Annotated in this window: 2 protein-coding genes; both read right to left on the reverse strand. The window is 71.7% G+C overall.

Annotation, left to right across the window (positions count from 1 at the left end; all coding sequences use genetic code 11):
• Positions 1 to 6 precede the first annotated feature (6 nt).
• Entirely contained in the window at positions 7 to 1,032 is a 1,026-nt protein-coding gene (locus tag KYY02_RS33425; protein WP_371244767.1) for a hemolysin family protein, read from the reverse strand.
• Entirely contained in the window at positions 1,029 to 2,366 is a 1,338-nt protein-coding gene (locus KYY02_RS33430; RefSeq protein WP_371244769.1) for a hemolysin family protein, read from the reverse strand. The genes KYY02_RS33425 and KYY02_RS33430 overlap by 4 nt, the downstream gene beginning before the upstream one ends.
• Between the last annotated feature and the right edge of the window lie 97 nt (positions 2,367 to 2,463).

The raw sequence follows: 2,463 nt of genomic DNA on the forward strand, positions 1-2,463 counted from the left end.
GGCGGGTCAGTCGGTGGTGGGGGCCGCCGGTCCGACCAGTTCGGACAGTACGTCCTCCATGGTCACGAAGCCGAGGACCGTGCCGCTCTCCCCGACGACGGCGGCGAGGTGGCTGCCTTCGGCGCGCAGGGCGGTGAGGGTGTCGTCCAGCGGGGTGTCGATGCGTACCCGGGTGACCTTGTGCAGCGCGGTGCGCGGGAAGGGCCGGTCGCGGTCGGTCAGGCCGAGGGTGTCCTTGATGTGCAGGTAGCCCAGGACGTCGCCGTCGGGGCCGGTGACCGGGAAGCGGGAGAAGCTCGCCCGGGCGGCGAGGCGTTCCAGTGCGGCGGGGGTGATGGTGTGGTCGGCGGTGCGCATCCGTGGTGCGGGGACGAGGATCTCGCCGACCGGGCGGGTGCCCAGTTCCAGCGCGTCGCGCAGCCGTTCGCCGTCGGCGGGGCTGAGCAGGCCGGCTTCGCTGGAGTCGAGGACCATGCGGGCGAGCTGGTCGTCGGTGAAGACCGATCCGACCTCGTCCTTCGGCTCGACGCGCAGCAGTTTGAGCAGGGCGTTGGCGAAGGCGTTGATGCCGAGGACGAAGGGTTTGAGTGCCCGGGTGAGCGCCACCAGGGGCGGGCCCAGCAGCAGGGCGCTGGGCACGGGCGCGGCCAGCGCGATGTTCTTGGGCACCATCTCGCCGATCAGCATGTGCAGATAGGTGGCGAGGGTGAGGGCGATGACGAACGCGACGGGGTGCACCAGGGTGTGCGGCATGTGCACCGTCTCGAAGGCGGGCTCCAGCAGGTGGGCGACGGCGGGTTCGGCGACCGCGCCCAGTACCAGCGAGGAGACGGTGATGCCGAGCTGGGCGGTGGCCATCATCGCGGAGAGGTGCTCCAGTGCCCACAGCGTCATCCGGGCCCGCTTGTCACCGGTGCGGGCGCGTGGTTCGATCTGGCTGCGGCGCACCGAGACCAGGGCGAACTCGGCGCCGACGAAGAAGGCGTTGGTCAGCAGTGTCAGGGCGCCGATGGCCAGTTGCAGGGCGGTCATCGGGCCTCCTCCACGAGCTGGGCGGGCAGCGTGGCGGCCGGTGCGGTGATGCGTATGCGGTCGGCGCGGTGGTGTTCGACCTCCAGCACCTGGAGCTGCCAGCCGTCGAGGTGCACCACGTCCCCCTTGCCGGGGATGCGGGCCAGGCGGGTGGCGATCAGTCCGGCCACGGTCTCGTAGGGTCCTTCGGGCGCGGTGAGTCCCATGTCCGTGAGCCGGTCGAGGCGGACGCTGCCGTCGGCCTCCCACACCGCGTGCCCGTCGGCCGTCGCCGGGGCGGGGACCAGGTCGGGCGTCTCGAAGGGGTCGTGCTCGTCGCGGACCTCGCCGACGACCTCCTCGACGATGTCCTCCACGGTGGCCACGCCGGCCGTGCCGCCGTACTCGTCGATGACCACGGCCATGGTGCGGTGTGCGCGCATCCGCTCCAGCAGCCGGTCCGCGGTGAGGCTGTCGGGCACCAGCAAGGGCTCCGCGGTCAGCTCCGTGACCGGCGTGGCGGCCCGCTTCTGCGGGTCCAGGGCGAGCACGTCCCGGATGTGGACGGTGCCCACCACCTCGTCCAGGGTGTCGCGGTAGACCGGGAAGCGGGACAGCCCGGTCGCGTGGGAGAGGTTCACGGCGTCGGCGGCCGTCGCGTGGACCTCCAGGGCCTTGACGTCGACCCTCGGCGTCATCACGTTCTCCGCCGTCAGCTCACCCAGATGCAGGGTCCGCACGAACAGCTCGGCGGAGTCCGCCTCCAGGGCCCCCTCGGCGGCCGAGTGCCGGGCCAGCGCGCCCAGCTCCTCGGCGGTGCGGGCGGAGGCCAGCTCCTCGGCCGGCTCCAGCCCCAAGCGGCGCACGAAGCGGTTCGCGGTGCCGTTCAGATGACCGATGAACAGGCCGAACACGGCCGTGAAGGCGCGCTGCGGACCCGCGACCACCTTCGCGACCGCCAGCGGACGCGAGATCGCCCAGTTCTTCGGCACCAGCTCACCGACCACCATCAGCACCACGGTGGAGACGACCACACCCAGCACCGTCGCCACCGACGAGGCGGCACCGCCCAGGCCGACCGCCCGCAGCGGGCCGCGCAACAGCACCGCGAGAGACGGCTCGGCGAGCATACCGATCACCAGCGAGGTGACGGTGATACCCAGCTGGGCGCCGGAGAGCTGCAACGTGAGACGCCGTACGGCCTCCAGCGCACCCTCCGCGCCACGCTCACCGGCCTCGACAGCACGCTCCAGGTCACCACGCTCCACGGTCGTCAACGAGAACTCGGCCGCGACGAAGACCGCGCAGGCCAGAGTGAGCAGCAGGGCCAGCAGGAGCAACAGGACCTCGGTCACCGCGCCACCCCCACTCCCTCGATCACATGAGTCCGGCGGAGAACGGCACGGCTGCTACTGGGAGGCTCACCCATCGGGAGAACGTCGCTCCTTCTCG

Source organism: Streptomyces pimonensis, from assembly GCF_041380215.1.
In the GTDB taxonomy this organism is placed as follows: domain Bacteria; phylum Actinomycetota; class Actinomycetes; order Streptomycetales; family Streptomycetaceae; genus Streptomyces; species Streptomyces pimonensis.

Bases quoted from the DNA above. Each gene is read 5' to 3' on its own strand.
- KYY02_RS33425 (WP_371244767.1), bottom strand. From the start codon at position 1,032: ATGACCGCCCTGCAACTGGCCATCGGCGCCCTGACACTGCTGACCAAC.